The 620-nt window shown below is 59.5% G+C and carries 1 protein-coding gene; it reads left to right on the forward strand.

The window, feature by feature from the left end:
* A partial coding sequence (locus HMPREF3120_RS12105) for a hypothetical protein (RefSeq protein WP_168156403.1) occupies window positions 1–620 on the forward strand: 620 nt, incomplete at both ends.

Below are 620 nucleotides of genomic sequence, written 5' to 3' on the forward strand. Positions count from 1 at the left end.
TGAGCCGACGGATGAGAAGCAGGGCACTGGCGTCGTCGTCGAGAATGAAGACGACGAGACCAAGGTCACCGCGAAGGATGAGGACGGCAAGGATGTTCCTGCCGTGATCAATCCGGAGACTGGTGAAATTGAGGTCACTCCGGGTGAAGATGTCGACGGTCCGATTAACGTGACCATCGAAGACCCAGACCTGCCGAACAGCAAGGTCGAGGTCGAGATCGACGTCAACGGTCACGAGAAGAACCGCGACGACAACGGTTCGGATCCTGCAAACGAGGACGGCACCAAGGTTGATGGTTCCAACATCACCCCGGTGGACCCGACCGACGAGAAGCAGGACACCGGCATCAAGGTCACCAACCCGGACAATGACACCAAGGTCACGGCCAAGGATGAGGACGGCAACGACGTCCCGGTAGAGATCGACGAGGATGGCAACGTTGTTGTCACCCCGGGTGAGAACGTTGACGGCCCGATCACGGTAACCATCGAAGACCCAGACCTGCCGAACAGCAAGGCTGAGTTCGAGGTCCCGGTCAACGGCCACGAGAAGGGCCGCGACGACAACGGTTCCGACGCTTCCGACAAGACCACGGTTGATGGCACTCCGAAGCCGGTTG

It is taken from the genome of Corynebacterium sp. HMSC11D10 (genome assembly GCF_001806995.1).
GTDB classification, from domain to species: domain Bacteria; phylum Actinomycetota; class Actinomycetes; order Mycobacteriales; family Mycobacteriaceae; genus Corynebacterium; species Corynebacterium coyleae.